Source organism: Idiomarina sp. Sol25, assembly GCF_033052775.1.
GTDB lineage: Bacteria > Pseudomonadota > Gammaproteobacteria > Enterobacterales > Alteromonadaceae > Idiomarina.
In genome coordinates this window covers 12,078-36,924 of the sequence record NZ_JAUPEW010000012.1, presented here as the reverse complement: position 1 = coordinate 36,924, position 24,847 = coordinate 12,078, and the positions used below count along the sequence as shown (strand labels likewise).

26 protein-coding genes and 4 tRNA genes are annotated in these 24,847 nt (G+C 47.8%); 7 read left to right on the top strand and 23 right to left on the bottom strand.

Features of this window, described 5'->3' with window-relative positions:
* Positions 1-159: 159 nt before the first annotated feature.
* The 15 genes from Q5L94_RS12895 to Q5L94_RS12825 form a co-directional block, all read right to left on the bottom strand.
* Positions 160-235: transfer RNA gene (locus Q5L94_RS12895), tRNA-Thr, on the bottom strand.
* 12 nt (positions 236-247) lie between these two features.
* Positions 248-322, bottom strand: a tRNA-Gly gene (locus tag Q5L94_RS12890).
* Positions 323-367: 45 nt separating this feature from the next.
* Positions 368-452 (bottom strand) — tRNA-Tyr (locus Q5L94_RS12885).
* Between the two features lie 19 nt (positions 453-471).
* Positions 472-547, bottom strand: a tRNA-Thr gene (locus tag Q5L94_RS12880).
* 151 nt (positions 548-698) lie between these two features.
* Positions 699-1,997, bottom strand: a complete 1,299-nt coding sequence (locus tag Q5L94_RS12875; protein WP_317498787.1) for an adenylosuccinate synthase — start codon at positions 1,995-1,997, stop codon at positions 699-701.
* 102 nt (positions 1,998-2,099) lie between these two features.
* Positions 2,100-2,993, bottom strand: a complete 894-nt coding sequence (hflC, locus tag Q5L94_RS12870) for a protease modulator HflC (protein WP_317498786.1) — start codon at positions 2,991-2,993, stop codon at positions 2,100-2,102.
* The gene (gene hflK / locus Q5L94_RS12865) at positions 2,993-4,147 is read right to left on the bottom strand and encodes an FtsH protease activity modulator HflK (RefSeq protein WP_317498785.1); all 1,155 of its coding nucleotides are present in this window, start codon (positions 4,145-4,147) and stop codon (positions 2,993-2,995) included. Before hflK ends, hflC begins: the two co-directional genes overlap by 1 nt.
* A 43-nt stretch (positions 4,148-4,190) precedes the next feature.
* Entirely contained in the window at positions 4,191-5,480 is a 1,290-nt protein-coding gene (gene hflX, locus Q5L94_RS12860; RefSeq protein ID WP_317498784.1) for a ribosome rescue GTPase HflX, read from the bottom strand.
* 24 nt (positions 5,481-5,504) lie between these two features.
* Positions 5,505-5,762 carry an RNA chaperone Hfq gene (gene hfq, locus Q5L94_RS12855; RefSeq protein ID WP_011233595.1) on the bottom strand — a complete coding sequence of 86 codons (258 nt, stop codon included), beginning with the start codon at positions 5,760-5,762 and terminating at the stop codon, positions 5,505-5,507.
* Between the two features lie 177 nt (positions 5,763-5,939).
* On the bottom strand, positions 5,940-6,890 hold the full coding sequence (miaA, locus tag Q5L94_RS12850; RefSeq protein WP_317498783.1) for a tRNA (adenosine(37)-N6)-dimethylallyltransferase MiaA: 951 nt from the start codon (positions 6,888-6,890) through the stop codon (positions 5,940-5,942).
* Positions 6,883-8,616, bottom strand: a complete 1,734-nt coding sequence (mutL, locus tag Q5L94_RS12845) for a DNA mismatch repair endonuclease MutL (RefSeq protein ID WP_317498782.1) — start codon at positions 8,614-8,616, stop codon at positions 6,883-6,885. The genes miaA and mutL overlap by 8 nt, the downstream gene beginning before the upstream one ends.
* Entirely contained in the window at positions 8,616-9,926 is a 1,311-nt protein-coding gene (locus tag Q5L94_RS12840; RefSeq protein ID WP_317498781.1) for an N-acetylmuramoyl-L-alanine amidase, read from the bottom strand. Before Q5L94_RS12840 ends, mutL begins: the two co-directional genes overlap by 1 nt.
* Positions 9,923-10,381: a tRNA (adenosine(37)-N6)-threonylcarbamoyltransferase complex ATPase subunit type 1 TsaE gene (gene tsaE, locus Q5L94_RS12835; RefSeq protein WP_317498789.1), complete on the bottom strand. Its 459-nt coding sequence runs from the start codon at positions 10,379-10,381 to the stop codon at positions 9,923-9,925. The genes Q5L94_RS12840 and tsaE overlap by 4 nt, the downstream gene beginning before the upstream one ends.
* Positions 10,374-11,894: an NAD(P)H-hydrate dehydratase gene (locus Q5L94_RS12830; protein WP_317498780.1), complete on the bottom strand. Its 1,521-nt coding sequence runs from the start codon at positions 11,892-11,894 to the stop codon at positions 10,374-10,376. Before Q5L94_RS12830 ends, tsaE begins: the two co-directional genes overlap by 8 nt.
* A 20-nt stretch (positions 11,895-11,914) precedes the next feature.
* A complete protein-coding gene (locus tag Q5L94_RS12825; protein WP_011233589.1) occupies positions 11,915-12,118 on the bottom strand; it encodes a YheV family putative zinc ribbon protein in 204 nt (67 codons plus the stop codon).
* A gap of 81 nt (positions 12,119-12,199) precedes the next feature.
* On the opposite strand from Q5L94_RS12825, the gene Q5L94_RS12820 reads away from it, so the two are divergent.
* Positions 12,200-14,113, top strand: a complete 1,914-nt coding sequence (locus Q5L94_RS12820; RefSeq protein ID WP_317498779.1) for an ATP-binding cassette domain-containing protein — start codon at positions 12,200-12,202, stop codon at positions 14,111-14,113.
* Positions 14,110-14,346 carry a YheU family protein gene (locus Q5L94_RS12815; protein ID WP_011233587.1) on the top strand — a complete coding sequence of 79 codons (237 nt, stop codon included), beginning with the start codon at positions 14,110-14,112 and terminating at the stop codon, positions 14,344-14,346. Before Q5L94_RS12820 ends, Q5L94_RS12815 begins: the two co-directional genes overlap by 4 nt.
* On the opposite strand, the gene cysQ is transcribed toward Q5L94_RS12815, so the two are convergent.
* Together cysQ and nudE are read right to left on the bottom strand one after the other, a co-directional pair.
* Complete coding sequence (cysQ, locus tag Q5L94_RS12810; RefSeq protein WP_317498788.1) at positions 14,318-15,130, bottom strand: 3'(2'),5'-bisphosphate nucleotidase CysQ; 813 nt, start codon at positions 15,128-15,130, stop codon at positions 14,318-14,320. The genes Q5L94_RS12815 and cysQ overlap by 29 nt on opposite strands.
* Before the next feature lie 11 nt (positions 15,131-15,141).
* The gene (gene nudE / locus Q5L94_RS12805; RefSeq protein WP_317498778.1) at positions 15,142-15,699 is read right to left on the bottom strand and encodes an ADP compounds hydrolase NudE; all 558 of its coding nucleotides are present in this window, start codon (positions 15,697-15,699) and stop codon (positions 15,142-15,144) included.
* Between the two features lie 127 nt (positions 15,700-15,826).
* Here nudE and sthA point away from each other — a divergent pair, with 127 nt between their 5' ends.
* Positions 15,827-17,245: a Si-specific NAD(P)(+) transhydrogenase gene (gene sthA, locus Q5L94_RS12800; RefSeq protein WP_317498777.1), complete on the top strand. Its 1,419-nt coding sequence runs from the start codon at positions 15,827-15,829 to the stop codon at positions 17,243-17,245.
* Positions 17,246-17,251: 6 nt separating this feature from the next.
* Here sthA and envZ read toward each other — a convergent pair whose 3' ends face one another.
* From envZ to Q5L94_RS12780, 4 genes are all read right to left on the bottom strand, one after another.
* Entirely contained in the window at positions 17,252-18,562 is a 1,311-nt protein-coding gene (envZ, locus tag Q5L94_RS12795) for a two-component system sensor histidine kinase EnvZ (RefSeq protein WP_317498776.1), read from the bottom strand.
* A complete protein-coding gene (gene ompR / locus Q5L94_RS12790; protein ID WP_317498775.1) occupies positions 18,562-19,311 on the bottom strand; it encodes a two-component system response regulator OmpR in 750 nt (249 codons plus the stop codon). Before ompR ends, envZ begins: the two co-directional genes overlap by 1 nt.
* A gap of 68 nt (positions 19,312-19,379) precedes the next feature.
* Positions 19,380-19,706 carry a potassium channel family protein gene (locus Q5L94_RS12785; RefSeq protein ID WP_317498774.1) on the bottom strand — a complete coding sequence of 109 codons (327 nt, stop codon included), beginning with the start codon at positions 19,704-19,706 and terminating at the stop codon, positions 19,380-19,382.
* Positions 19,707-19,934: 228 nt separating this feature from the next.
* On the bottom strand, positions 19,935-20,189 hold the full coding sequence (locus Q5L94_RS12780; RefSeq protein ID WP_317498773.1) for a DUF4282 domain-containing protein: 255 nt from the start codon (positions 20,187-20,189) through the stop codon (positions 19,935-19,937).
* 72 nt (positions 20,190-20,261) lie between these two features.
* Between Q5L94_RS12780 and Q5L94_RS12775 the strand changes: the two genes are divergently transcribed.
* Positions 20,262-20,417: a hypothetical protein gene (locus tag Q5L94_RS12775; protein WP_317498772.1), complete on the top strand. Its 156-nt coding sequence runs from the start codon at positions 20,262-20,264 to the stop codon at positions 20,415-20,417.
* 27 nt (positions 20,418-20,444) lie between these two features.
* Entirely contained in the window at positions 20,445-21,443 is a 999-nt protein-coding gene (locus Q5L94_RS12770) for an NADP-dependent oxidoreductase (protein WP_317498771.1), read from the top strand.
* A 26-nt stretch (positions 21,444-21,469) separates the two neighbouring features.
* On the opposite strand, the gene Q5L94_RS12765 is transcribed toward Q5L94_RS12770, so the two are convergent.
* Entirely contained in the window at positions 21,470-22,066 is a 597-nt protein-coding gene (locus tag Q5L94_RS12765) for a response regulator transcription factor (protein WP_317498770.1), read from the bottom strand.
* Entirely contained in the window at positions 22,063-23,145 is a 1,083-nt protein-coding gene (locus Q5L94_RS12760) for a sensor histidine kinase (RefSeq protein ID WP_317498769.1), read from the bottom strand. The genes Q5L94_RS12765 and Q5L94_RS12760 overlap by 4 nt, the downstream gene beginning before the upstream one ends.
* 157 nt (positions 23,146-23,302) lie before the next feature.
* On the opposite strand from Q5L94_RS12760, the gene Q5L94_RS12755 reads away from it, so the two are divergent.
* Together Q5L94_RS12755 and Q5L94_RS12750 are read left to right on the top strand one after the other, a co-directional pair.
* Complete coding sequence (locus tag Q5L94_RS12755; RefSeq protein ID WP_317498768.1) at positions 23,303-24,028, top strand: ABC transporter ATP-binding protein; 726 nt, start codon at positions 23,303-23,305, stop codon at positions 24,026-24,028.
* On the top strand, positions 24,021-24,758 hold the full coding sequence (locus tag Q5L94_RS12750) for an ABC transporter permease (RefSeq protein ID WP_317498767.1): 738 nt from the start codon (positions 24,021-24,023) through the stop codon (positions 24,756-24,758). The genes Q5L94_RS12755 and Q5L94_RS12750 overlap by 8 nt, the downstream gene beginning before the upstream one ends.
* Positions 24,759-24,847: the final 89 nt, after the last annotated feature.

The following is a 24,847-nucleotide window of genomic DNA, read 5'->3' as shown; positions in this document are numbered from 1 at the left end:
GTTTTACCGTGGTCAACGTGACCGATGGTGCCGACGTTTACGTGCGGCTTCGAACGTTCAAATTTTTCTTTAGACATTGCAGCCTCTCTAACAAAATTCTTCGGTGTGTTACCTAAGCTAAAAAGCATGACCGAGGTTTATTAGGGGCCTAGATTGAAATGGTGCTGATAGGCGGATTCGAACCGCCGACCTCACCCTTACCAAGGGTGCGCTCTACCAACTGAGCTATATCAGCACTGACGGAATGTGGAGCGGGTGGCGGGAATCGAACCCGCGTCATCAGCTTGGAAGGCTGAGGTAATAGCCACTATACGACACCCGCAAATTCACAATTTTATGAGGCCACTTCAAAACCAAGGAAATTGCGTGGTGGAGGGGGCAGGATTCGAACCTGCGAAGGCTGAGCCGTCAGATTTACAGTCTGATCCCTTTGGCCACTCGGGAACCCCTCCCGTGTCTTGCAATTTAAATTGGTGCCGGCACCAAGAGTCGAACTCGGGACCTACTGATTACAAGTCAGTTGCTCTACCAACTGAGCTATGCCGGCACCACCGGTTAGGTGGAGCGCATTCTATGGTACTAGATTTGATAGTGCAATAGGTGCGCGTAATTTTTTTAACTTTTTTGTTCTGACTGGTCAGTTTTTATCTACATCGAATAAAAACTGACCTTATTTTAGGGATCTACAGTACTTTTTCTTACTGCCCAAATGGGTGACGTAAAACAATGGTTTCTTTACGATCAGGCCCTGTCGAAATAATATCTACCGGCACACCAGTTAACGCTTCAATGCGGGCAATATAAGCTAAAGCTTCTGGCGGCAACTCTTTATGCTCCGTTATGCCAACAGTGCTTTGTTGCCAGCCCGGCATTGTTTCATAAATAGGCTCTACCACTTCATAGTCTTCCGCAGAAAGCGGCGGATGCTCTGTCACACTGCCGTCGGAAAGCTGATAACCAATACAAATCTTTAATTCGTCAAGACCGTCTAGTACATCTAACTTCGTTAAGCAGAAGCCACTGATAGAGTTGATTTGTACTGCCCGTCGCATTGCTACAGCGTCTATCCAGCCGGTGCGACGTTTACGACCGGTCGTTGCACCAAACTCATGGCCTTTTTCACCTAAATGCTGGCCCACTTCGCAATCAAGTTCAGTCGGGAAGGGTCCACTGCCTACGCGAGTAGTGTAGGCTTTGACAATGCCTAACACATAATCAATATAACGAGGACCAAAGCCAGCTCCTGTCGCAACGCCGCCAGCCGTTGTATTGGAAGAGGTCACATAAGGGTAAGTACCGTGATCGATATCCAGCAAGGTACCCTGCGCACCTTCAAACATGATTGATTCACCATTTTTACGCGCTTTATCGAGTAAAGCAGGTACATCAATTACCATAGGTTTCAATACTTCCGCGAACTCTTCACATTGCTTAAGTACGGTGTCGAAATCAATTGCGTCGGCTTTGTAGTATTCAACTAAAGAAAAGTTATGATAATCCACCAGCTCTTTTAGTTTTTCGCCAAAGCGCTTCATATCAAATAAGTCACCAACGCGCAGACCGCGACGGGCAACTTTGTCTTCATACGCAGGACCAATGCCACGCCCCGTTGTACCAATGGCTTCTTTACCGCGCGCACGTTCACGTGCCTGGTCAAGAGCTACATGGAATGGCAGAATTAATGGACAAGCTTTACTGATACGCAAACGGTCAACAACTGGAACATTTCGTGCTTCCAGCATTGCCATTTCTTCCATCAGTGCTTCGGGTGATAAAACCACGCCGTTGCCAATAACACATTGAACATTTTTGCGTAGAATACCGGAAGGAATTAAATGCAGAACGGTTTTTTCACCGTCAATAACCAATGTGTGCCCAGCATTATGTCCGCCCTGATACCGCACAACCATAGTGGCTTTATCGGTTAACAGGTCAACAATTTTACCTTTGCCTTCGTCACCCCATTGGGTGCCTAGAATTACAACGTTCTGACTCATGATTGCCCCGCGTAAAAAAAATCGGAGCGATCTTACCTTTAATCGGAGGGTTTGTACATCGGAGGTGAGCGCCTGATGGAAACATCAGACGCTCATTCATGATTACTCTTCAGTTTTTCCCATCATATTTTGTAAATAACGGAAAAAGTCACTGTTCGCATCAAGTACTAACATATCATTGCCAGAGCCAAAGGAACTGCCATAAGCTTCCATGCTGCGAATAAATGCAAAGAACTCTGCATCTTTCTGATAAGCATCAGCGTAGATTTTCGCTGCCTGCGCATCCCCTTCACCACGTAATTCACGTGACTGACGTTTTGCATCAGCAAGCATTACCGTTACACGCGCGTCGACATCGGCACGAATAAACTCAGCCTGCTCTTTACCTTCAGAACGGTGTTCTGTGGCCACAGCTTTACGCTCTGCACGCATACGTTGATAAATCGACTGACTGACTTCATTCGGTAAGTTAATTTGCATAACACGAACATCCAGCACTTCAACACCTAAATCTGAAGCACTTTCTGATCCTTGTATTAACGCTTCACGCATTAACTCATCACGCTCACCAGAAACAATGTCAGAAATAGTCCGGTTACCAAACTCGCTACGCAAACCGCTATTAATACGACGAGTTAGCAGAGCTTCAGCCTGGAGGTAGTTACCGCCATTTGTACTCAGATAGAAAGTAGAAAAGTCGTTAATACGCCACATAACGTAAGTATCAACTATCAAATCTTTCTTTTCACTGGTAACGAAACGGTCAGGATCGCCATCTAATGTCTGCAGACGTGCATCCAGTCTTTTCACTTGTTCAATGAAAGGAATTTTAAGGTGTAAACCTGGTTCGAAAACCATAGCTTCACCGGTTTCTGCGTTGCGCTCAACCTTACCGAACTGGATTAAGATAGCGCGTTCGCCTTCCTTAACCACATAAACAGAGGAAAGACCCAGAACGACCAGGACCACAACAATAATTGCGATTAGGTTTTTCATTAGTTTCGACCTCCGCTACGGTTACTGCTGCGCGTATTTTGTGTCTCTGTTCCGCTGTTGGAGGAACCACCTGAAACATTTTCAGGAACACGCGCCGGAGAGAATGTATTCGTATTACGACCTTGCTTTTCGAGAAGCTTCTCTAGTGGCAAGTACATCATGTTGTTACCACCTTCAACGTCAACCAGTACTTTAGGCGTTTTCGCATAAAGCTCCTGCAGAGTATCAAGATAAATACGCTGACGTGTGACCTCAGGTGCGTTTTCATATTGAGGCAGCAGCTCTTCAAATCGAGCAACTTCACCCTGAGCTTCAAGAATAATTTGCTCGCGATAAGCTTGCGCTTCCTGCAGCATACGACGTACCTGGCCTCGTGCCAACGGTTCTACTTCGCGGGCGTAAGCTTCAGCTTCTCTAATGAAACGCTCTTCATCTTCCTGTGCTGAAATAGCGTCATCGAAGGCATCTTTAACCGCTTCCGGTGGTCGCGCTGGCAGCAAGTTAATATCAACCACTTGCAAACCAACTGAGTAAGGGTTCATCGTTTTTTCAAGCATTTCCAGCGTATTTGCTCTGACTTCTTCACGCCCACGAGTCAATACTTCATCCATGGTAGTGTGACCCACCACAAAACGTAAAGCACTGTCAGTGGCTCGTGATAAAACACCGTCGGCATTTTCTACGTTAAACAAGTACGCACGCGGATCAACAACACGATACTGAACATCCAATTCAACACGAACTACGTTCTCATCCTGAGTCAGCATGTAGCCATCGGTTTTATCTGAGCGGATATTATTTACGTCCACATGTTCTACTGAGTCAATAAATACCGGGCGCCAATGCAACCCCGACTCAACCAGTGAATGAAACTGACCGAAACGCAGTACAACACCGCGGTCTGCTTCTTTTACTGTGTAGAAACCAGCAATAAACCAAACAATTAATGCAATAATTGCGATAATGCCGACGCCTTTTGCCGGGATACCTGAACTGCCGCCCGAGCCGCCGCCTTTTTTCCCACCAAAACCGAATTTGGAAAACAGTTTGCGAACTGCTTCATCTAGATCAGGCGGCCCTTGATCTTTGCCACCTTGATTTTTCCATGGGTCACGGTCATTGTTATTACCGTTTCCCGGTTGATTCCAAGCCATTGAGTGCTCCAAGTTTTTAAGAAAACTGTTGCTATAAAAAATTCTATTGCTGCACGACTAAGTCGTCCAGTTGATCGCCATAAGCCTTGTGTAAACGCTGCCAGTCTACCGATGACATACGCACTTGCAACGCAAGTTCGCCGTTTTCGTTAACATCTTCCGATGTCACGCTATTCCAACGGTATAATGTACCACGTAATTTACCCATTGAGTGGGGGATTTTCAGCGTCAACTCGACCATTTGCGGGCCAAGTATCTGTCGTAAAGCCTCCAGCACTTCTTCGATGCCAAGATTTTGTTGCGCTGAAACCCAGACCCTTATTGGCTTTTGGTTATCATCGTAGTCAATTCGGGGTTCCGCACCCTCCACTTGATCTATTTTATTACAAATAATCAACTGTGGTACATCGCCAGCATCAATTTCTTCTAAAACCTCAGCAACCTGATCAATATTATTTTGCTGATGTTCGTCGCTGACATCAACCACATGTAACAATAAGTCGGCTTCCTGAGTCTCCTGAAGCGTTGCCTTAAACGCTGCAACCAAGTCATGAGGTAAGTGACGAATAAAACCAACGGTATCGGCCAGAATAACTTCGCCAATATCTTCTACGGCGAGGTTTCTCAGGGTCGGATCAAGTGTTGCGAATAGCTGATCCGCCGCATAAACGCCAGCTTCAGTCAGGCGATTAAACAACGTTGACTTACCTGCGTTGGTATAACCCACCAGCGACACTGTAGGAATGTCCGCTTTTTTACGAGCCCGACGCCCCTGCTCCCGCTGTTTCTGGACTTTTTCGAGACGTTTTAAGATATTTTTAATACGCCCCCGAATTAAGCGTCTGTCGGTCTCAAGCTGAGTTTCACCCGGCCCACGTAAACCAATACCACCTTTTTGTCTCTCAAGGTGAGTCCAGCCTCGTACCAAGCGTGTCGAGATATGACGCAGCTGTGCTAATTCAACCTGCAACTTACCTTCGTGGGTTCGTGCCCGCTGCGCAAAAATGTCCAGAATAAGACCCGTACGGTCTAACACCCGACATTTGCAAATGGCTTCCAGATTCCGCTCTTGCGTTGGTGATAACGCATGATTAAAGATAACAATGTTAGCGTCCAGCAGTTTTACCTGCTCGGCAATTTCTTCTGCCTTACCACTACCAACAAAGTACCTGGGGGTTGGGGAGCTCCGACTTGTCGTCATCACTCCCATCGTTTTCACGCCCGAAGAATCAGCTAAAAGTTGTAATTCGGAGAGATCTTCTCGGTCAACTTCTGCGGGTAAATCCACATGAACCAATATTGCGTAGTCGCCACCTTCATACCTATCGAACAAGTTGTTCAGACCTCTCTTTCATCATTAATCTTCTATTTCAGCCATATCTTCGCCAGCTTGTTGCGGCAAATAGTTTTGAGGAATACGCGCTGGTACAACTGTTGAAATTGCATGCTTGTACACCATTTGGCTAACCGTATTCTTTAATAAGACAACGAATTGATCAAAAGACTCAATTTGTCCCTGCAGTTTAATGCCATTAACTAAGTAAATAGATACTGGTATGCGCTCACGACGTAACGCATTTAAGAATGGGTCTTGTAAAGTTTGCCCCTTAGCCATCTTGGATTCCTTTTTATCGTTATTAATATCCAATGTGTAAATAGTAAGCCACAGCACTGCCAATTTGCAGTTCCCTGTAAAGACACACTAGACCAGTAAAGAATTTTTGCAATAAGAAAAACGTTAAGAATTACTCATTTAATCCAGATTTGGATCTGCGGCCTTAGTCGTCTAATTTCAATCCTTACTATTAAAAATCTCTGCAGGCTGCTGCATCGCCTTTGTGACTTTCGCCTGCATATTAAGGTCACCGGTCTCCAGCCAGTGCACTCCAGGCCAACCCCGCAGCCAGGTCATTTGTCTTTTCGCTAACTGCCGGGTAGCAATAATTCCGCGCTCACGCATTTCATCGTAGCTTAGTTCTCCGGCGAGATGCTGCCACATTTGCCGATACCCAACACTGCGTATGGACGGAAGGTCCGGATGCAAATCGGGTCTGGCAAACAAGGTTTCAACTTCTTCTTTAAAAGGTTGCGCCAACATTTGGTCAAAACGCTGCTCGATACGCTGATGTAAAACTTTCCGTTCAATTGGCGCTACCGCAAACTGATAAATGGGTTTAGTTAACTGACCATGACGCTCCCTGGTGAGTTCCGTCAGAGGTTTACCCGAAATTTCATAAACCTCTAAAGCTCGCAGAATTCGCTGAGGATCATTTCGATGAATACGTTTTGCGCTTGTGGGGTCAACCTTGTGCAGCCGATTGTGCAATTCAGCTAAACCTTTCTCATGCAGTTCGGCGGTCAACTTCTCACGTACGCTGGTATCAGACTCGGGCAAATGGGAAAGTCCTTCAAGTAATGCCTTGAAGTACAGCATGGTTCCGCCAACCAGCAAAGGCACCTTGCCTCGTTGCTGAATGTCATCGATTAAAGTCAAAGCGTCTTTTTGGAAATCGGCCGCCGAGTAAGTTTCAGCAGGGTCGCGAATGTCCAGTAAGTGATGAGGAACTAAGCTTTGCTCTTCAGCGCTGGGTTTCGCGGTACCAATATCCATTCCCCGATAAATTAACGCAGAGTCGACAGAAATAATCTCGCAGTCCAGTTGCTCACAAAGCGCCAGCGACAACGCGGTTTTCCCTGAAGCTGTAGGCCCATAAATGGCAATAACGGCGTCCTTGCTATGCATTATTCTCTCCGGGTAACGGCAACTTTTGAAACGCGTCGGTGCTTTCAGCCAATTGCGAACGCCACTGAATAAGCCAGTGCTCTGCCTGAGTCAGAGTGTACGACTCAAGGCCTGCAAACTGTGCCAACCAACAAGCCAGTTGGTCAGGTTCTGCTCTTTCACTCAGCAATGTTAAGAAATCCGTAAAACCACTCACCACATTGCCCTGACGTAACATTTCCGGCATTTGCTCAATAATTACCTGCTCACGCTGAATTTTATACACCACACCGCATTGGTTTAATTGCTGCTGCGGCCACTGACTTGCAGGCCCGGGCAGATCCGCCAAACTGATTGCCACAGGCACCAGTAAGGGCTGCCCGTTCAGCCCATCCTGCAATTGCTGAGTAAGTTTTCTGCTAACACATTCAGTGTGAACTTTGGCCAGATTAAGCCAGGCCAGACTGTCCTCATTCCGAATAAGGGCATAAACACCATTAAACACAGACAGTACACGCCAGTTTTGTGTCGCTTTTAACTTTGTCTCTGGCTCCGTGTTTAGCTTCGTGCCAGTATTACTATGATGGACCTGGGCAGCATTTGGCAACAACGAACCCGATGCTTTTCTCTCGCCAAGGAAGCTCCCACCTGACGCCCCCCGACAGGAGTCCGACGTGGCCCCTGATGACCGTTCTTGCGAGCTGTAAGAATGCTGGTGACTCATCACAGGTTGTTCGCTTTCTGTGGCAACCAGCTGGTTTAAAGCCTGTTCAATGCGGGTCAGAATAAAGTCATGCACTTGTCGCTGTCGGTGAAACCGAACTTCATGCTTTGCCGGATGTACATTCACATCAACTTCTTCTGCGGGAAGTTCAAAGTAAAGTACGAAAGTCGGTACCCGCTCGTTCGGCAAATATTTTTCATAGGCCTGACGTACCGCATGCGATAACAATTTATCGCGCATCATTCGGCCGTTGACAAAAAAGTGCTGAATATCCCCCTGATGCCGGCAATGCTCCGGCGGGACTAACCAGCCACTTAAATGGAAGTCACCATCAACAGCGTCAATTGCTGAAGCCTGCTCAGCAAATCCACCGCCGCAAATTTTCGCCAACCGTTGTAACTGCTGTTTTTCAGTCTGAGCAGGAGGAAACGCTCTTACCGATTTACCGTTATGATTAAGCTGGAAGCCAACTTCAAAACGGCTAAGCGCAATCCGCTTTATAACGTCATCTATGTGACTAAATTCCGTTTTTTCTGTGCGCAAAAACTTACGCCTGGCTGGCGTATTAAAGAAGAGATCCTGTATATCGACGGTAGTGCCGTCCGGATGCGCAGCTGGCTCAACAGTCACCTGCATGTCGCGACCTTCGGCCCACGCCTGCCAGGCCTCTTCCTGCTCTGGCGGCTTGGATATTAAGCGTAATCGCGACACTGAACTGATACTGGCCAAGGCTTCGCCCCGAAACCCCAAGCTACCAATGCGCTCTAAATCTTCCAGACTCTGAATTTTACTGGTGGCGTGCCGGCTCAGTGCCAGTGTCAGTTCCTGCTTAACAATACCACCGCCGTTATCACGAATTCGGATACGCTTGCTACCGCCCTGCTCAATATCCAGAATTAATTGCGTAGCCCCGGCGTCTAAAGCGTTCTCGACCAGCTCTTTCACCACCGACGAAGGGCGCTCAACCACTTCGCCCGCAGCAATTTGGTTAGCGAGTTCTATAGGCAATTGTTGAATAGCCATCAGCGACTCGGAATCGTCAGTTTCTGACCAATTTTCAGACTGTTGCTGGTCAATTTATTTTCAGATTTTATGGCTTTCACTGTGGTGTTATATCGCTGTGCCAGTACCGACAGAGAATCGCCCGACTTCACTGTGTAGCTAAAGTTGCTTTGGTTTGCCAGGTAGGTGTTATCTATTGGGTTACTAACAAAATAACGGCGAATACCATTATAAAGAGCCCGCGCCAGCTTTTGCTGATGAGCATTACTGGTTAACAGCTGCTCTTCACGCGGGTTTGAAATGAACCCGGTTTCCACCAACAAAGAAGGTTTATCTGGTGACTTCAAGACCGCCAGACTCGCCGCCTGGGGGGTCTTTTTATGCATTTTAGTTATCGTCGACATTTCATCGATAATATGCTTTGCCGCCGTGTAAGCTCCTGCGATGGAGCTGTCCATTGACATGTCTAACAACGTTTCAGCTAAGTAAGGTTCATGCCCATTCTTACTTAGAATATCGGTGACCCCACCAAGCAACTCAGATTGCTGCTCCCGATTTTCTAACCAGCGACCCACTTCGGATTCTGCCCGGCGTTTTGATAAAACCCAAACCGATCCTCCACTGGGCTGAGGTGTTCGAAAAGCGTCTGCATGAATCGAAACAAAAAAGTCGGCTTTGGCGTCCCAGGCTTTTTGCGGTCGTTCGTTAAGGCCAACATAATAGTCTCCGGTTCGAATCAAATAAGCCTGCATCCCCGGGTCGTCGTTAATTAACTTAGCCAGTGCACGGGCAATACGAATAACAACGTGTTTTTCGTAGGTTCCGCGCGGACCAATGGAACCTGGATCATCGCCGCCATGCCCGGCATCAATAGCCACTGTCACGCGTCTGTCTTTTAATTCAGAAACGGATTTAGCCGGCCCGCTACGCTCAATAGACTTACCGGGTAAGTCAACGACCAGTCGGTCTTTATATGACTCATTAGCCGGCAAGGTAAAAAGGTTAGCGTCGCTTTTGGAGTCCAACTCAATAACAATACGGGTACTGTTAGCGTTTTTAGGTGAGCTTGTGCGAATTTTATCGACCAGCAGCGAGTCTTCACCCAAGTTCTCCAAACCAGTTTTTAACGAAGTATTGTTAAAATCAATAACCAGTCGGTAAGGTTTTTGCTGATATAGAGTAAAGTAAGAATAGTCGGGAGTATCCGACAAGTCGAAAACCACCCGCGTTTTATCCGGAGATGGCCACACACGCACACTGTCTACACTGTTGTCGGCCCATGCCCACAAAGGAACACAGGCAAACAAAAACACCCAAAATCGCTTCATCATAATGTTTTAATTATTTTTTTTCCGGCATCTGTTAGCGCACTGAAAGTGAGTTTACGACCCGTACCAGCATACTCGATTCTTATCTCAATGTCCGCACTGGGAAGCCAACCATAGCCTTTATCAGGCCACTCTATAAAGTTTAACGTATCTTCAGAAAAATAATCGCGAATTCCCATAAATTCGAGCTCTTCCGGATCGGCCAGTCGATATAAATCGAAATGGTGAATACGCCAGCCTTGCAACTGGTAGGGCTCGACAAGAGTATAGGTCGGACTTTTCACCGCCCCTGAATGCCCAAGAGCCTGAATAACACCGCGACAAAACGCCGTTTTACCGGCACCTAACTCACCTTGCAGGTAAACCACTAAAGGGGCCTGTAAAACTTGTGAAAATTTCTTCGCCAGTGCTAACGTTTCCTCTTCGCTAGCCAGTTCACATTGGTGTACCTCAGTCATCATCGCTTCCATATCCATTCACCAACTGTCGTATATGAGGCAACAGATCCGAAGCTAAGGTTCCCCTCTCGCCATCTTTTCCTGCCTCTTCGCCCGCGATAGCATGCCATAGGCTACCCGCAATCAGCGCTTGTGCCGGAGCCATTCTTTGTGCCAGCAAACCCGCGATCAGTCCGGTTAACAGGTCGCCCATACCGCCGGACGCCATTGCCGGAGAACCTCGGTCAATCAAACACCGTCCTCTGTCAGTTACCAACAAAGACCCCGCACCTTTCAATAATATCTGTGCACCGTATTTTTCGCGCAGCTTTGTTGCCGCAGCAAAACGGTCCGACGCGACTTCATCGGTCGTCATTTGCAGTAACCGTGCAGCTTCACCAGGGTGTGGCGTCAGTAATAACTTGGGCGAACGCACAGGCTTGCTTGCTAACAGGTTTAGACCGTCGGCATCAATAACTTTCAGCACATCGGTTTCCATCACCTGCGAAAAAAGCGCCTGACTCCAGGAGCTTTGCCCCAACCCGGGCCCTAGAGCAACAGCAGAAGCTTCTCGCAGCAGTGGCTTAAGAGCATCGGTATCTGTTATGCCATGCACCATAGCTTCTGGCTGCGCGGCCGCAACTATGCTCTGCACCTGAGGATGACACGCCACGGACACTTTGCCGGCTCCCGCACGCAACGCCGACTGCATTGCCAATATCACGGCTCCGGACATGCCCGGCTGGCCACCGACAATTAGCACATGCCCTTGTTCACCTTTATGAGTGCAGCGTGAGCGCGGTGCTAGCCAGCCGCCAACCCGCCCTGCATTAACTCTGAACCAGTCGGCTTCGTTTTGCTGTTTAAACGTGCTGCCAATACCTAAATCTTCAAGTTTTAGCTCACCCGTATGCTCTTGAGCTTTTCCGGTAAGCAACCCGCGCTTTAACGCCACAAGGCTGACAGTCAAATGAGCTCGAACCGCCGCTCCGGGCACGTGGCCCGTATCCGCATCTACTCCCGACGGCACATCCACTGACACCACCGGCGTCCTGCTGCCATTCACTCGCTGCACCCAGCTTACCGGGTCGCCCTCAAGTGCACGGTTCAAGCCGACACCAAATAAAGCGTCAACCAACACATCAAATTGCTCAGGCGAGCAATCCAACAAAGGCTTTTCACTTCCGCCTTGTTCACGCCACGCAGCGCGGGCTTTGTGTGCGTCAGACTCCATTGGTTCCGGCAATTCAACGTTGGGTTTAAGCGCAAAAACTTGCACCTGGTAGCCCGCTTTCTGAGCCAGCCTGGCGACAATATAGCCATCGCCCCCGTTATTCCCTTCACCACAACAAACCGCAATGCGAGCCGGTGCCGGAAAGTACGACTGCATCTGATGAAAAACGGCTTTTCCTGCTGCCGACATCAGTTGCTTCATGTTCATCGAACAGGCTTCAGCGGCTTTCTGTTCGCCCTGCTGTACTTGCTCAACGCGATAAAGACAGTTGATATAACGGCTGCCGTTGGTGTCTGTCATAATGGCTCCCTACAATTTGTTTAGTCTGGCTTAAATACCCCAATGACCTGATCAAACTGACGCTGGCTACCACCACCCTGCTCTTTAGGTTCACTAAACCGGTGCTTACATTGCACGCACTCGACTTGTTCGGTATCGTTTTCGATGAAGAGCATGAGTGTGTCCATGGCATCGCATTTGGGGCAAACGGCCCCGGCAATAAATCGCTTCTTTTCTCTAGCCACAACAGCTCCTGTGTTAGAATTGTGAGCAGAACGCGTCTATGATACCGCAGCTGAACAGCTGTACAAAATGAAGAGTAGTTTATGATCCGTGCTGAAGCTATCACCTTATTGCGTGGCGGTGATGTTTTATTTGAAGACAGTGACTTACAAGTATTCCCTGGACACCGCGTTGGCTTAGTGGGCCGTAATGGCTGCGGCAAGTCCTCGCTATTTGCCATGCTCCGTGGTGAGCTGAGTGCCGACAGCGGTAATATTCACCTGCCGGCAGACTGGCGCATTGCCAGCGTAGCCCAGGACACTCCGGCACTGGATAAGTCTGCTATCGACTACGTAATGGACGGCGATACCGAGTTTCGGCAGCTGGAAGCTCGACTTGCACAGGCCGAGAGCGATAACAACGGCGAAGCCATTGCCCACTGTCACGACAAGTTGGCTTCCATCGGGGCCTATGATATTCAGCCCAGAACCGCCAGCCTAATGGCCGGTCTTGGGTTTACTCAGGAACAACTGCAACAGCCGGTAAAAGCCTTTTCCGGGGGTTGGCGTATGCGACTTAACCTGGCACAGGTACTCATAGCCCGCGCCGACTTAATGCTGCTGGATGAGCCAACCAACCATTTGGACGTTGATGCCATTTTCTGGCTGGAAAGCTGGCTAAAACAATACGACGGAACGCTTTTGTTGATATCGCACGACCGGGATTTTCTCGACTCGGTCACCACCGATATTACTCATATAGAGCACAAAAAACTGAACAGCTACCGCGGTAACTACTCTTTATTTGAGCGGCAGCGCGCCGAGCACATCGCTCAGCAACAAAGTGAGTACGAAAAAGCTCAGGTTATGCGTCAGCACTTGCAGGCTTACGTCGACCGTTTTCGCTATAAAGCCAGCAAAGCAAAACAGGCGCAAAGTCGTTTAAAGGCTATTGAGAAGCTGCCTAATCAGGCACCATTGCGCGCTGAGAGTGGCATCGACTTTCATTTTTTAACACCTGAAAAGCTGCCTAATCCGCTGCTGACACTGCGCGACGCCAAAGCCGGCTACGGTGACACCACCATTCTCGAAAAAATTAAGTTAAACCTGGTGCCCGGCACCCGGTTGGGCTTACTTGGCCGAAACGGCGCCGGTAAATCAACACTGATTAAACTGCTGGCGGGTGAATTGGAACCGATGGCAGGTGAGCGATTGGTTAATCCGGGTCTCAGCATTGGTTATTTCGCCCAGCATCAGCTGGAAACTCTGGACTTAGCGGCATCGGCTCTATTGCACTTGCAGCGCATTGATAAACAAGCGACTGAACAAAAGCTGCGTGACTTTCTAGGTAACTTTGGGTTTTCCGGTGATCAGGCCACCCGCTCGGTTGAGCCCATGTCAGGCGGTGAAAAAGCGCGTCTGGCTTTAGCTCTCATTATCTATCAACGTCCTAATTTACTCTTGCTGGATGAGCCGACCAACCACCTGGATCTCGGCTTACGGGACGCACTGGTTGCAGCTTTGCAAGAGTATGAAGGCGCGCTAATTGTGGTTTCGCACGACAGACATTTGCTGCGTACCACAGTAGATGAGTTTTGCCTGGTTGCCGACGGCAAAGCAGAGACCTTCGACGGTGATTTAGATGCCTACCACGACTGGTTGCAGCTACAGGCCGCTAACGACAAACGCAGCGAGCAACCCGCTACCCGCCAGCGCGATGATCGCAAGCAGCAAAAACGAAAAGAAGCCGAGGCACGACAAAAAACCAAGCCTTTACGTCAGCAAATAGAGAAGGCAGAAAAGACTATTCATTCTCTGGAACTGAAGCTAGCCGATATTCACGAGCAACTGAGTGACAGCAGCCTGTATGACGATGCCAATAAAGCCAAATTACAAAAACTATTAGACCAGCAGGCGCAAGCGCAAAAAGACCTGCAACAACAAGAAAACCTCTGGATGACGGCAGAAGAAGAGCTGGCAGAATTAACCGAAGAGTTGCAGCAAACGGAGGATAAATGATTATTCCGTGGCAGGAAATTGATCAGGAAACACTAAACAATTTAATGGAATCTATTGTACTGCGCGAAGGAACCGATTACGGCAGTCAAGAGCTCAGTTTCGAAACAAAAGTCGAGCAACTGAAGCAACGTCTGAAGTCCGGCGAAGCCGTTATTGTTTACTCGGAATTGCACGAGAGTGTCGATGTGGTCAACAAAGACAGCGTTACCGGAAACGAGCCTGACGGGCAATGAAGATCTCTTCCCAAGGTACTCTTTGGTCACCCAGAACTAAGAAGTTGGGGTTCAGCAGACTAACCGTGCGGTTGTAGGTAATGGGCTCAAAATTCTCATTCACTATACGGCCGCCAGCTTCCCCAACAATAACTTGCGAGGCGGCAGTATCCCACTCGCCGGTAGGTCCCAACCGCAGAAAACAATCGGCTTTGCCTTCGGCAATGAAACAGGCTTTTAACGAACAGCTTCCCGTCGGTAATGGCTGAATATCACGCATTGTCTGCAAGCGGTTAAACACAGGCTCTCGTGCCTGCTGGCGACTTATTGCAATAATAATAGGGTCAGCTTGTGGGTCTCTAAACCTGCGCACGCTTATGGGCTGCTTTTCGTTCTCTTTTTGTTTAAAGGCGCCCGCGCCTTTGCGTGCATAGTAAAGCGTTTCACCGACCGGCCAGAAAATAACGCCAATGACAGGCTCGTTGTTTTCTACATAAGCAATGTTGACCGCAAAGTCCCCGGAGCGGGAAATAAACTCCTGAGTACCGTCTATCGGGTCAATAATAAAATAGGCCTGCCATTGACGGCGCTCATTATAGTCCTGATGTTCGCTTTCTTCAGAAATAACCGGAATATCAGGGAATGACTGCTTGAGTCGATCTTCTATTAGCTCGCTGGCAACAAGATCTGCGGTCGTTACTGGAGAGTCGTCTTTTTTCTCGGCCGTTTTATAGTCGTGCCGCTCATACATTGACAAGATAACGCCACCTGCTTCGCAGGCTATCTCTTTCAGTCTCTCCAGCATTGCCTCTGCCACTACGGTGCCTCACTCAAATTACGCAAAAGCATTAACAGCGCCGCAACACTGCGCGCTTCAGAAAAGTCGGGTTGAGCCAACAAGTTGTCAATATCGCCTAATGGCCAAGTCACTTTTTCCAGTGGTTCAGGTTCGTCACCCGGCAAGCTTTCGGGGTATAAGTCGCGAGCTACGAAAACACTCATTTTAGCGGAGAAAAACTGAGGTGCGAGAGATACTTCCATTAAGAAGTCAAGTTGGCGGCTACCATAACCCACCTCTTCTTTTAGCTCGCGCTGAGCTGCTTCTTCCGGACTTTCACCCGGGTCAATTAGACCCTTAGGGAAACCTAATTGATAGTCGTGAAGGCCTGCTGCGTATTCCCGTATCAGCAACAAAGTCTCTTCATCCAAGTAGGGGACAATCATAACTGCCCCCCGACCACTGCCTTTCATGCGCTCAAACTGACGCTGTTCGCCATTGCTAAATTTAAGATCGACAGCTTCAATACGCATTAAGCGACTTTGCGCTACGACACGACGTGCCAGAATTTGCGGGACTTGTTTTTCTTTACTCATACAACGGTTCCAAGTCATTGTCTCTCTTTACTATAACGACTCTGCGCACAGAAAACAGTGTCAATTTACGCTTTTCTTATACAGTGCTACTATCTAAAACCCGTACACCGGTTGTGAAGCGAGAAATATGACTGCAATAAAGCCTGAAACCGAAACTGAATTTGATGTCGTCGTCATCGGTACTGGCCCGGGCGGCGAAGGCGCTGCAATGCAATTGGCCAAAAGCGGCTACAACGTTGCCATAGTAGAAAAGCATAAGGCCCTTGGCGGCGGTTGCACGCATTGGGGAACCATTCCCTCCAAAGCCTTACGACACTCCGTCAGCCGTCTCATTGAATACAATAATAATCCATTGTTTTCCGGACCAGGCTGGCAGAGCGGTATAACTTTCAGTCACATATTGCACTATGCCGAATCGGTTATTCGTAAACAGGTGAAATTGCGCAGTTCGTTTTACGACCGTAACGACGTTACTGTGGTGCACGGTACCGCTTCTTTTTTGGATAAAAACCGTATTAGGGTCACTAAACTGGATGGCTCCGTCGATGATTTGATCACAAAACATGTCGTTATCGCCACTGGTTCTCGCCCGTACAACCCGGAAGACGTAGACTTTTCGCATCCGCGAATTTACGACTCAGACAAAGTACTGTCTTTGTCTCACGAGCCGAAAAGCATTCTGATATACGGTGCCGGTGTGGTAGGCAGTGAATACGCCAGTATTTTCCGGGGTATGGGCGTAAAAGTGGACTTAATAAACCAACGTGAACGGCTGCTTTCTTTTCTGGACGCGGAAATTTCAGATGCTTTGAGTTATCACTTGCGCAACAGTGGCGTTGTCATTCGTCACAACGAAGAATACGAAAGCATTACCGGACATGACGACAAAGTGGTGCTGAAAACTAAGTCTGGTAAGACCATGGCTGCCGACTGTCTGCTTTTTGCTAATGGTCGTTCCGGCAACATTGAACAGCTTGACTGCCAGGCGGTAGGTCTGGAACCCAACTATCGCGGCCAGCTGGATGTAAATGAAAACTACCAGACCAGTGTCGATAATATCTATGCGGTCGGCGACATTATCGGTTACCCTAGCTTAGCCAGCGCAGCGTACGATCAGGGCCGGATTTGTGCTTCCGCTATTATTAACGGTAATTGCGACAAAGCACTTATCAGCGATATTCCTACGGGCATTTATACCATTCCGGAAATTAGCTCGGTTGGCAAAACCGAAGAAGAGCTGACTGAAATGAAAGTGCCTTATGAGGTGGGTCGTGCGCAGTTTAAGCACCTTGCACGGGCACAAATTTCCGGTGCCGATGTGGGCTGCCTGAAGTTGTTATTCCACCGCGAAACGCGCGAGCTGCTGGGACTTCACTGCTTTGGCGAGCGAGCTTCAGAAATTATCCACATTGGTCAGGCTATTATGGAACAGAAAAACGGTGGCAATACCATCGACTACTTCGTCAATACCACCTTTAACTACCCGACTATGGCGGAAGCTTACCGAGTTGCAGCGCTTAACGGTATTAACCGTCTGTTGCTATAACCAGGGCTATTGCCGTTGCTGATTCAGCGGCAGCTCAATACATACGCATAAGCCGCCTCCCGGGCGGTTTTGCAGTTTTATACTGCCGTCGTGCCGGTCGACAATACGCTTAATAATAGCCAGCCCCAGACCGGAACCAACACCACCACGCGCTTTATCGCCTTGAGTAAAGGGTTCAAATAATGTCGCCTGCTGCTCCTCGGGAATGCCCGGACCATCATCAGTTACCCTGAACCAAACACGCTTTTGTTTCTTATCGTGCCCGGAGCTTACCGCCGCCTGACTTTTACCGTAACGTTCGGCGTTTTCCAGCAAATTAATAATGACTCGCTTCATAGACAAGGGACGCAACCAGACTCTGGGCAACGTGCCTAAATTAAGCTCAAACTGCTTTTGCCAGTTATCCGGGACATTCGCCACAGTTTGTTCTATCAGCTCATTCAGTGACTCCCTGCTACTGGACTCCTGCTGATCAAGACGAACATAATCGATAAACTGATCAATAATGTCGTTCATGTCGTCTATATCTTCAATAATGCCCTGAGCCAGACCGTCTTCGCCCTGTGGCATCATTTCCGCAGCCAGACGAATGCGAGTCAGAGGGGTTCTTAAGTCGTGAGAAACACCGGCCATTAAAAGGTTACGGTCATTTTCCAATTCGCGGATACCACGCGACATTTGATTAAAAGCGCGGGTCACAGACACAATTTCTGTGGCTCCTTTTTCAGAGAGCTGCTCAGGGAATTCTCCCCGACCCACTCGTCGGGCAGAATTCTCCAGAGCTTTTAACGGTCGGTTTAACCAGTTAGCAAATAACATCCCCCCAAACACGCTCAGCAAACCAATGAGTACCAGGTACATCACCAATGGTGAGAAGCGCCCCTGCTGCATACTTTCCAGGGGCACGCGTATCCAGAAGTCAGGCGCACGCGGAGGTTTTACCCACAAATAGAATTTATTACCCTGAGCTACCCGCACCTGGGCTTTGCCACCCAACATATTGCTCATGTCATCCGATAAATAACCATAATAGGTTGAGTTACCTAAGCCCTGCTTCTCAGCAGCTTCATCATCAAAAACTTCGATGCCGGTGGCCTCAGCATAATTGGTCATCAGTTCCCGCTCGGTTTCAGCCAGATGCTGACGGGGGATAAACATGGTGCGGATGTGTTTAGCAACCAATTCATTAATTTGTTCTATCGAGGGTCTGACAACATAATTGCTGACCATCACATAAGAAACAAGCTGATTGATAAGCAACACCAGAGCCAGCAGCGCTACCGTGCGGGAAAACGCTGACTTGGGAAAAAATTTCATCAGGACTTCAGCTGACCATCCGGCACAAACACGTAGCCCAGACCCCACACCGTCTGAATATATCGGGGTTTGGTCGGGTCCGCCTCCAGCATACGTCTTAAACGAGATACCTGAACGTCAATCGAGCGCTCAAGCGCGCTGTAGTCACGACCACGAGCCAGATGCATTAACTTATCGCGCGAAAGTGGCTGTCGTGCGTTATTGACGAGAGCTTTGAGTACCGCAAACTCACCACTGGTTAGCGGCATAGGCGTCTCGCCACGAAACATTTCTCGAGTGCCCAGGTTTAGCCTGAATTCACCAAAGGTTATTTCCTGATCTTCCTGCGAGGGAGCACCCGGGGTTTCGGTACCTCGCCGACGCAGCACCGCTCTCACCCGCGCCAGCAATTCTCTAGGGTTAAAAGGCTTGGCCAGATAATCATCAGCACCGAGTTCCAGGCCGATAATACGGTCAACTTCGTCGCCCTTTGCAGTGAGCATAATGACGGGCAGGTTGTTTCCTTCGCTGCGCAACCGTTTACAAATGGAGAGCCCGTCTTCGCCCGGCAGCATTAAATCCAGTACTAATAGATTAAAATTCTCGCGAGTCAGCAAACGGTCCATTTGTTCAGAGTCCTGCGCAACCCTTACCTGAAAGTTTTGCTCAGTAAGATAACGCTCCAGCAAGCTTCGCAGCCGAGCGTCATCATCTACCACTAAAATTTTTAATGTTTCCTGCATCATCAGTTTTGTTTTCCAAGCTGGCATGCTCCAGCTATAAAGATACACCGCTTGCCTGGTTTATAGAAGTCGGCTTCTGTTAGCAAATGTTTCAGTTAACGATCCCAGTAACGTTGCATTTCAACGTACAGAAACGAAGCCGTCCAGGTAATTAAAACCAGCCCTGTTAAGCCTTCTACACCAGTTAAGAACCTTAGAGTACCGGATGGCTCAATATCACCAAAGCCCACCGTAGTAAAAACCGTAAAAGAAAAGTATAAGGCATCCATGAAACTTCCGTCGAAATTGCCGACTAACGTGCCAAACCCCTCTTCGTGATGCATAACGTAATAAGCGAGCGCAAAGAAAGCAACTTCGACAGCGTGTGCGATTATTGCAAGCATAACCCCAAACATCAGTCGAATTTGACTGAACATTTTCATTTTGGTTATTACCCAACCTATTCGGCTTAGCGCCTCATAGTGAAAAATCACGGTTAAACCAACGATAATTGAGTTACACAGGAAAGAAATAAGCATATTGTCGTTTGCCCCACCAGGCAGCGGATAAAGAAAACTGTGTTAAATGGACAAGATTGTCCCAAAGCCAGAAACAACTCAAATAGTATTTAGGGCGTTAAGGCTATAGAGCTCCAACGCCCTGCACTAAACTTACTTCTTACGAAGATCTTGTAGAGCTTCATTCATCTTAAACAGAACAATCAACAGCTCACACCAAATTCTTGCACCAATAGCCCCACCTGCGGCAGTAAGTAACCCCATAATAAAGCTCCCAAAGGTAAAACCTTCGTATCCAGCAAACATAGTACCTATACCACCAATAACCGCAGCCAGAAGCAAAAGCCAGTATACAAAGGTAATGATCTTCGGCGTCAGCATATTGTTAAAAAATAGAACGTCTTTCATTTTTATCTCCTTATTATTTTAGCGTAAACAGCTTTTGTAGTAAGAAAAGAATAAATCGACAGAGTTTACGCAATGCCTGATATCCTTTTCAGAACAGAAACTATCTACTTGATATTAATCGACTTAGATGAAGTTCACAATATCCGGCAACTACTGTTTACAAAAGAAGATGATAAGTCGCACAGCATTGACCTTTTATTAACCGACTTTAGTAACCATATAAGCTGAAACACAACTTAGTAAAGAGGGAACTCTATGACGACTTATAAAGCGATAAAACTGATTAAACGCCCAGAGCCAGGCCCTGTCTCACCTGATATTTTTGAAGTAACAGAAAAGGAGCTCCCAAAAGCAGGCTCTGGTGAAATATTAATTAAACAACGACAAATGTCGCTGGACCCTGCCATGTTTGGCTGGATGAGCCCTGATACCGAGAGCTACATACCGCCGGTTGAATTAAACACGGTAATGCGCAGCTCAGGTGTTGGAGAGGTTGTCGAGAGTAACCATCCTGACTTCGAAGTCGGCGACCGGGTTATGGGCATGATGGGCTGGCAGGAATATGCACTGAGCGATGGTAAGGGCATTAACAAGGTTCAGGCCGACGTACCTGACGAGACCGTACTCTCAGTATTCGCTTTACCGGGGTTAACCGCTACTCAAGGGTTACTTAATGTAGGCAAACCTAAAAATGGAGAGACCCTTGTAGTAACAGGTGCTGCCGGCTCAGTAGGCTCAATTGTGGGTCAAATAGCAAAAGCTGAAGGCCTCACAGTGATAGGAGTTGTCGGCAGCGAAGAAAAAGCCAACTGGATTGTTGACGAACTTGGCTTTGACGGTGCGATTAATTATAAAACTGATGACTTGCGCGACCAACTGACTAAACTGACCCCTGATGGCGTAGATTTATACTTTGAAAACACCGGTGGTCCCATTCAGGATTTAGTGGTTGAACGCATGAACGCGCACGGTCGTGTGGTGGTTTGCGGCATGATAGCCGACTACGATAAAGAAGTACCCAGCCCCGGACCAAGTTGGGTGCCTGTTATTAAAAAGCGCCTGACAATTCAGGGCTTTACCATGCCCGATCACTTCGACCAAATTCCAACCTTGCTGCAACAACTGACGCCTTACGTTATGTCCGGCAAGATAAAACATCGTTCGCATATTCTTGAAGGGTTGGAGTCAGCCATTGAGGGACTGAATATGTTCTTTACCGGCGACAATAAAGGCAAGTTGATTGTGAAACTGTAAACCGTTGAAAAAACACCTATAGTTTATTACAACCAGCCTTTTTGATGAGCGATGCGAGCAGCCTCAGTCCGGTTGCTCGCATGCAGTTTATTGATTGACTCAGAAAGGTAATTTCTCGCGGTACCTGGAGCAATAAATAACAGTTCTGCGATAGCTTGAGTGGTTAATCCCTGACTTGCCAGACGTAGTGCTTTACGCTCTTTTTCTGTCAACGGGTCACGCTCTCCAAGAGCCTGAAGAAGAAGCTCATTACTTATCACTTGCTCACCCATACAAACCCGTTGCAACGACGTGATCAGTTCATTAATGGGCGCATCTTTTAGTAGAAAACCACGAACACCTGAATCAATAGCTCGCCTAATATAACCGGCTCGGTTAAAGGTGGTGATAATCACCGAACGAAGGTTTGGTTGTTTCTGCTGTGCCCACTGAACTAGCTCGAGCCCGGAAAGGTTAGGCATTTCAATATCGCTCAGCAAAACATCGTAATCACATTCTTGTAATTTTTTTTGAGCATCAACGCCATCCACGGCTTCATCAACATGGTAATCAGACTCCAGTCGCAACAAACTTGCCAGCGCAGTTCTCACCATGGTTTGATCTTCAGCTAAGAGAATTTTCATACCTGTTGCTCTGCGAGTTTTGGTAAGAGGAGAGCCACTTCACACCCTTTGTTTGCTGATATTGCCACAGAGCCCCCAAGCTCTTTCATCCGCAACTCTACCCCTTTCAAACCGTTTCCAGAACTAACTTCATGGCAATTACCATTGTCGGTTACTTTAATATGGTAGGTATTTGCTGTTTCGTCAAAATGAATCAAGCATTGTTGACCATTGCTGTGACGAATAATATTGGTTACCAATTCGGTTATTGCTAACACCAGTGAGGTTTCCCGTTGCTCATCTATTATCGGCGGTGTACCGGTTATCCGAGTACTGAAGCCTCCGTCAGCCAAACGCTGCTCAAGTCGTCTCAGCTCAAGCTGTAACCCTCCATGCTTGTACCCCGAAACACTCTGCCGCACCTGCGAAAGAGATTCACGAGCAATTTCACTCAGCTCTACTAACTGCTCAGATGCTTCATCATAACGCCGCTTAGAAAGTTGTGCGTTGGCAAGATCAGATTTCAAAATAATACTGGAAAGCGTATGACCCAAAATGTCATGCAAGTCCCTGGCTATCCGCTCCCGTTCAACACTGGTTGCTAAACGCTCGATCTTTTCAGCATCACGTTCTTGCTCTTCAGCATGTTGCTGTCTGAGTCGTTCAACCCGGCCAAAAATAGAGACAGTAACAACAATGACAATGCCGTAGGGCAAAAAGAGAGCCCATCTGGTTCCAGGACCAAAATGGAAGGCGGCTAAGGTAAGAAGAATGCCGGTAACAGCCACGAGCGCAACCCGCCAGTTATAAGCAAAACCAACAAAAAAACCCGCGTAACTAAAAAGAGCAATAGACCCCGGGTTTAGCGGTGTCACTGCGCAGGCAATAATGTACATGCCAAGGATTGGCCACAGCATTTGCTCACGCGGCACCGAATAACAACAGTAATAAAGTCCAATAAAAATCAACATCGCCGCCACCATGACGACAATTTCCCAAACCTGATACGGAAAAAGCACCATCGGTAAAATATAGAAACCGAGGTTAAAAAGGTAAATCCACGCATGTTTTTGTTCGCGTGCCCGCTGCTTATCTGACATACCGCTGCTCTTTGCTGTTCCTCATTTTTATTATGGCCGCTACAAAGCAAGCACACCAGTGACAAATGTCATTCCTAATTGATGACATACGCAACTACCGGTTCAAAGGCTGGCTGAATAGACTCATTAACAGCGAATCAATGCACAAAGGCCACCAATGAGTCCGATAAACCTTAAAATACAATCACTTAATAAACACTATGGTGCAAAAGCGGCGCTGACCAATGTCAGCCTTAATGCCTATGCGGGTGAAGTCATTGCCGTACTTGGAAAAAACGGAGCCGGTAAAACCACCTTAATTAACAGCATACTTGGCATGCATGATTATGATGCTCAGAATTTAGAAGTTCTGGGGACTCAACTCACAAGCCAGCATAGGCCATTAACCATTCGGCAGCGTGTTGGGGTCATGATGCAGCTTGGTACCTTAAACGCCAACTTGACCGTCACCGAACAACTGGATTTATTTTGTAGTTATTATCCGTCAGGCGCCACTCCGGAATTTTTACTGGAGGAGTTTGATTTAACCGACATTGCTAAGCAACGCTTCGGGAAACTATCAGGCGGCCAGCGCCAGCAAGTTCTGTTTGCCATCGCGGTGGCCGGAAATCCCGACTTACTTTTTCTTGATGAGCCTACCGTAGGTATGGATGTTGAAGCGCGCCACTTGCTTTGGGAGCAGATAAAAAAACGCCGACAGCATGGCTGCGCTTTAGTACTAACCACTCATTACATTGAAGAAGCAGAGCGACTTGCCGATCGTGTTGCTGTCTTGCAGGACGGACAAATTATTGCACAGGGTTCAGTCAACGAGGTTATCTCCGATCACGATTCTCTGGAGTCAGCTTACTTACACCTTATTCGGGAGCCCACTCATGCTTAATTCGGCCATTTATTTAAAAGAAAGCCTCTACGACTTACTCAGCTTGTGGCGCACCCCGGCATTCTTTTTACCTGCCATGTTATTTCCTTTCGTGTTTTACGTGTTCTTCGGTATTGTCTTTAACTTTAGCGCGGCACAAGGCGAGTATATGTTGGTTTCATACGCCTGCTTTGGCATGATGGGTCCAGCATTATTTAACTACGCAACCGCTGTTGCTAGTGACAGAGCACAAGGCTGGCTTACGCTGAAGCGTGTTTCCCCCATGCCTCTTTCTGCTTATGTGGTCGCTAAATTCTTTAGCAGTTTGGTTTTTGCCGCCTGCATTGCCTTACTGTTGTTTATTACGGCAGCACTTTTTGCCGACGTGCAATTATGGCTATGGCAGTGGAGTCTGCTCTTCATTGTTCTGTTAGCAGGAACTCTGCCATTTGCCTTAATTGGGTTACTCATGGGTCTCTCCCTGTCCGACAAAGCGGCCCCTGCTGTCGTCAATTTAGTTTATTTACCCATGGCGTTTTTATCCGGCCTTTGGGTGCCGATTCAGTTTTTACCCGATACCGTGCGCTACATCGCTTATGGACTACCGTCGTACCACTACGCTCAACTGGCACATGCCGTTATCGGTACAAATCAGGGTCATAACTTATGGCTACACGGGCTTTATCTTGTCGCTTTTTGTGGCGTATTAATCGCCGTAATTTATTGGCGTTATCAGCGACTTTCTCGTTAAAGGTTAGGTAAATGAAGACTAAGGTTATTGCCCCACCTTTTATAGCCGTTATTGTTCTAAATATTAAACAAATAAAGGCCAACACATTA